The sequence below is a fragment of the Massilimicrobiota sp. An80 genome, from assembly GCF_002159255.1.
In the GTDB taxonomy this organism is placed as follows: domain Bacteria; phylum Bacillota_I; class Bacilli_A; order Erysipelotrichales; family Coprobacillaceae; genus Allocoprobacillus; species Allocoprobacillus merdigallinarum.
In genome coordinates, this window is the sequence record NZ_NFHI01000078.1 from 1 (window position 1) to 5,963 (window position 5,963).

Here is a 5,963-nt window from a genome sequence, read left to right on the forward strand (position 1 = left end):
ATTAGAAGATTCCATAATCTAATTATACCAAAAACGACAATGATAATCATTAAAGATAATCATTGTCGTTTTCTTTTTTAGGTGGCCTTACGAATATTTATTTCGTTACAGTCCCTTTACTCACTACGTAATGCTGAAACAGGATCACTCTTCGCTGCTTTGCTGGAAGGAATAATACCACCAATCAAAGTTAAAACAACGCTAAGCACAACTAAGATGACACCACCTGCCACTGGTAAAGAGGCACTGACATCTACATTACCAGCAATCGAATGAATAATCATGTTTCCTGGTATCAACAATAACAATGTAATCACAATACCTAAAACACCTGCAAGTAATCCTATAATAAATGTTTCGGCATTGAAAACTTGTGAAATATTACGCTTAGATGCACCTATTGCACGCAAGATTCCAATTTCTTTTTGTCGTTCTAAGACACTGATATAAGTAATAACACCAATCATAATAGAAGATACGACTAAAGAAATAGCAACAAAGGCAATCAGTACATAACTAATCACATTAATAATGTCAGTTACTGATGACATTAAAGTACCTACATAATCTGTATAAGAAATCACTTTATCTTCATCAGTTTTTTCCATTTTGGCATTATAATCATCTAAAATATTCACAACATTTTGTTTTGTTTCAAAATCTTTTGGATAAATATTAATGCCACTAGGTTCATCAAAATCAGCATATCCTAATGTTTTTAAATTATTTTCATAAGTTGAAGTTTCTGTTGTCATAAGTGAGACCATAAGTTCAGACAACTCTTCTTCACTCATATTCATTTGAATAGCTTCAGAAAATGCAGTTGGATCAATTTGAATCGCTGATTGCATATTTTGAGCTAATGTTTCCATTTGTTTAGACATTTGAGCACTGATTTGTTCTTCTAAGGATTGAGAAATCTGTGCTGTATATTGTGTCATCATTGTTTGAATCTGATTTTGTAATAATGTTTCAAACTGCCCTGTTAAACCACTATCTTGAAGTAATTGAATAACATTTTGTTGAATCAGACTTTGTGCACGAGATGTTTTCATATAAGTCATAAAATAAGTCTGTATCTGAGTTGAATCCGTCAACTGATTTTCAACCATATAATTTTGAAAATCAGTTGTGATACTTTGACTTAAAGATTCAATCTGTTCTCTTGTAAACTCAACATTTAATTGTGATAAGATTGCATCCATATCAATAGAAGGCATATTTGACATATCTAATTGAATCTGGCTTAAATCCAGCTCACCCATTCCTTTTGTCAATTGACTTTGATCTATTGAAAACGCACTCTTTAACTTCTCTGTATCAACACTAAACAATGAATTCATATCAAACTCTTTATTATTAGCTTCATTAAAAGCATTACCTGTAAACACGTCAATATCTTTATTTTCTAATTGTTTTTTCACAATTTCACTTGCTTGAGCTTGTTCAATCACATGTGTTGTCAGTGACTGGGGATAACCAATACCCGTTTGAAGCATTATCGCTGTTGTTCCTTTGGCTGGTTGAACAATCCCAACAATTTTTATAGTTTCACCATTTTCAATCAATTTTTTCATATAGGATTGATTATCTGTTTTATCTCTATATAAATCATATTCTTCATCATATTCATAATAATCTGCTGCATTGACAAGCTTAAACTCTTTTCCTAATACATCTTCATATAAATAAGTATCTGTATTCTCTGGAGCATTGACTTCTTCCTCTTGAGAGAACTTATCTACCATATCATCTAATTCAGAAAAATCTCTTAACCCCAATGTATACGACATTAAATCATTAATCTTACCATTTTGTGTTAAAACCAGAACACACTCATTATAAGCCTTAGGCCAACGTCCTGCTTTAACATCATATTGATCTACATATAGACTTTCATCACTAGGCATTTCATAAAAAACATCGGTACTCATCATTGTTGACATCATGCTGTTTCCACTACTTGAAGAGCCTAAACCAAGTGATTGGAATGATTTATCAGGATGAACCTGTCTGATATTTTCTGTATCTGTACTGTATATTTGTGGTGATACATTATACGTATACTCTACAGCATTTGTATATTCTTTAATATCACTGTCACCACTATCTAAATATTCTTTCAAAGAAGTCAAGTCATTAGAACCAATCTTTGAAAACATATTAGTAATCATTTGAATAACTTGTATCTGGCCTTCTTCTTTATTTTCACTTTGACTATCTTGCACATCTACCATCAAAGATGTCATATCAAAACCTGTACTTTGTATTTGCAGTGGGTATTCAGATAATGTTTCTTCTTCAATTGATTGAATATATTGATTGACACCATTAGAAAGCGATAATATCAATGCAATCCCAATAATTCCAATAGACCCCGCAAAAGATGTTAAAATCGTACGGGCTTTTTTGGTACGTAAGTTATTAAAACTTAAAGATAAAGCTGTTAAAAAGGACATTGAAGATTTTCCCATGTTTTCATGTCTTGGTTTATCCAATTCATGTTCACTGACTTCATATGGATCAGAATCACTACGGATTGTTCCATCTCTTAATTCAACAATACGTGTTGCATAAGCTTCTGCCAATTCAGGATTATGTGTTACCATCACAACAAGTCGATCTTTGGCAACGTCTTTTAACAGTTCCATAACCTGAACACTGGTATCACTATCCAATGCACCAGTAGGTTCATCGGCGAGTAAAATATCTGGATCATTAACCAAAGCTCTCGCAATGGCGACACGCTGCATTTGTCCTCCAGACATTTGATTTGGTTTCTTGTGTCCCTGATTACCTAAACCCACCTTTTCTAAAGCTTGCTTTGCTCTCTTTTTACGCTCTGCTTTAGAAATACCAGATATCGTCAAAGCCAATTCAACATTAGCCAGGACAGTCTGATGAGGAATCAGATTATAGCTTTGAAAGACAAAACCTATGGTATGATTACGATAGGAATCCCAATCTCTATCTTTATACTTTTTAGTCGAAATGCCATTGATAATCAAATCACCTTTATCATAACGATCTAATCCACCAATAATATTTAAAAGTGTTGTCTTTCCACTTCCACTTGGTCCTAATATCGCAACAAATTCATTATCTCTGAGATTAAGACTGACGCCATCTAATGCCTTTTGAACTAAATCACCCGTTTTATATTGTTTATATATATTCTTAATTTGTAGCATTCTCTTATCCCCTTTATATAGAATATATACTATTAAATCCTTTTTATTTGAATTGAAAATGAACATTTATATATTCCTATCGTATATCGACATATTTCCCCGGAAATAGTCCTCTTTTTATATATTCCCACAAAAAAAGAATATACATACTTATATATTCTTTATCTCTGGCGAGGTTCATATAAACGTGTCATATCAACATTCTCTAATTGTAATAACTTGATTTTATTATCAATACCACCCGCATATCCTGTTAAACTTCCATCTTTTCCTACAACACGATGACATGGAATAATGATGGATATAGGATTATGCCCAACAGCCCCACCGACTGCCTGAGCTGACATTGTTTTTTTATTTAATGTTTTTGCCACCTTTTTAGCAATTTCCCCATAAGTCATTGTTTGACCATAAGGAATCTCACACAATATTTTCCATACCATCTGTTGAAACTGTGTGCCTTTTGGTGTTAATTTTAAATCATTGATGGAAGGTTGTCTTTGATGAAAATAATCATCTAACCATTTTTGAGTTTGTATCAATATGGGCTGATTATCTTTCTTTATAATATTTTCTTTGATATTTCCTAAAAAGTATTTCTGCCCTTCAATCCACAATCCAATCAATCCCTCTTCATCACATACCAATAAAAGATTGCCTAAAGGCGATTGATAATATGTCTGATAATACATAAGTCTCACTCCTTATCATCATTTTATCATTCCCTATTTTTCTATACAACTATTCTGTCATATATAAGTTCATTCTTGATGAATATGATAATCCTAATGAAGTCTCAAATGAAATAAAAAATGCAGTCTTGACAACAAGAAAGTTTATTTATATAATACAGGCGTATAGAAAAAAGGCGATGAATAGAAGAGTAATTGTTATGATTGATAACAAGAGAGTCCTGATGGTGGAAATGGACAATCATAGTAACGATGAATAAAGACTAGGAGCCGTATTTTGGATCGTATGTGATAAAATAACGTGTGCCGCGTTACAGGCTAGACTCTGATAGGAGTTGAAAAGGTTTATGCAGTGATGCATAAACGAATGAGGGTGGTAACACGATAATCTCTCGTCCCTTGTGGATGGGAGTTTTTTTATTGGAAAGGAGATATTATGGAAGAAAGACATTTTAATGAACAGGAATTAGTAAGACGTGAAAAGTTAAATTTTTTAAGAGAAAAAGGTATTGATCCATTTGGACAAAGATTTGATGTCACTGCTTTTTCAACAGAAATCAAAGAAAAATATGCAGGAAAAACACATGAAGAATTAGAAGAAGCTGCGATTGAAGTCAAAGTTGCTGGTAGAATTATGACAAAACGTCGTAAAGGTAAAGTATGTTTTATGCATATTCAAGATAAAGAAGGGCAAATCCAAATTTATGTCAGAAAAGATGTTATTGGTGAAGACAGTTATGAAGTTTTAACAAAAAGTGATATTGGAGATATCGTTGGGATTGTTGGGACTGTCTTTGTGACAAATACTGGTGAATTATCTGTCAAAGCTTCTGAGTATATTCACTTAACAAAAGCATTACGTCCTTTACCTGAAAAATATCATGGTTTAAATGACGTTGAAGAAAGATATAGAAGAAGATATGTTGATTTAATTATGAATGAAGAAGCAAGAAAGATTGCTTTTACAAGACCAAAGATTATTCGTTCTATTCAACATTATCTTGATGGTTTAGGATACACTGAAGTTGAAACACCTGTATTAAATCCTATTTTAGGTGGTGCTTCTGCTCGTCCATTTATTACACATCATAATACTTTAGATATGAATTATTATTTAAGAATTGCGACTGAATTATCTTTAAAGAGATTAATTGTTGGTGGTATGGATGCTGTTTATGAAATTGGACGTTTATTTAGAAATGAAGGTATGGATAGAACTCATAATCCAGAATTTACAACAATTGAAGTTTATAAAGCATTTAGTGATCTAGAAGGAATGATGGATTTAACTGAAGGTATCATTTCTAATGCTGCGAAAGATGTTTGTGGTACATATGATATTGAATATAAAGGACATCAGCTTTCTTTAGCTCCTGGATTTAAACGTATTTCTATGACAGATGCTATTAAAGAACAAACTGGAATTGATTTTGCAGGAGATATGACTTTTGAAGATGCGAAAAAATTAGCTGAAGAACATGGTATTGAAGTCGAAGCACACTTTGGTTATGGTCATATTATTAATGAATTCTTTGAAAAATATGTAGAAGAAACAATTGTTGATCCTACATTTGTTTATGGACATCCTGTAGAAATTTCTCCACTAGCAAGAAAAAATCCTGAAGATCCTCGTTTCACACAGAGATTTGAATTATTTATCTGTGGTAATGAATATGCAAATGCATTCAACGAATTAAATGATCCTGATGATCAATATGAAAGATTTGCAAATCAGTTAAAAGAAAAAGAACTTGGAAATGACGAAGCTAACGAAATGGATTTAGATTATGTAGAAGCATTGGAATACGGATTACCACCAACAGGTGGAATGGGTATGGGTATTGATAGACTTGTGATGTTATTAACTGGTCAAGAATCTATCCAAGAAGTTATCTTGTTCCCTCAGATGAAACCAAGAAATAAATAGCGATAAAAACAAGATAATTTAAATTTGAAAATCAAAAAAAACAAATACTTTTTCATCTGATATACTATAAGTAATCTTAATCAAGTAAATGCATAACAATATTCTGTAAAAAATTATTAAAAGTAATCATACTTGAGATTAGGTAGGTTACAT

At 32.1% G+C, this 5,963-nt stretch carries 3 protein-coding genes and 1 other annotated feature; of the genes, 1 reads left to right on the plus strand and 2 read right to left on the minus strand.

Annotated features, from left to right (window positions below):
* Positions 1-116 precede the first annotated feature (116 nt).
* Both B5G32_RS13050 and B5G32_RS13055 read right to left on the minus strand, forming a co-directional pair.
* Positions 117-3,191: an ABC transporter ATP-binding protein/permease gene (locus B5G32_RS13050; protein WP_087936905.1), complete on the minus strand. Its 3,075-nt coding sequence runs from the start codon at positions 3,189-3,191 to the stop codon at positions 117-119.
* 161 nt (positions 3,192-3,352) lie between these two features.
* Positions 3,353-3,883 carry a methylated-DNA--[protein]-cysteine S-methyltransferase gene (locus B5G32_RS13055; RefSeq protein ID WP_087936906.1) on the minus strand — a complete coding sequence of 177 codons (531 nt, stop codon included), beginning with the start codon at positions 3,881-3,883 and terminating at the stop codon, positions 3,353-3,355.
* Between the two features lie 170 nt (positions 3,884-4,053).
* Positions 4,054-4,286 (plus strand) — a binding site (T-box leader).
* A gap of 33 nt (positions 4,287-4,319) precedes the next feature.
* On the opposite strand from B5G32_RS13055, the gene lysS reads away from it, so the two are divergent.
* Positions 4,320-5,810: a lysine--tRNA ligase gene (gene lysS / locus B5G32_RS13060; RefSeq protein ID WP_087936907.1), complete on the plus strand. Its 1,491-nt coding sequence runs from the start codon at positions 4,320-4,322 to the stop codon at positions 5,808-5,810.
* Positions 5,811-5,963 lie beyond the last annotated feature (153 nt).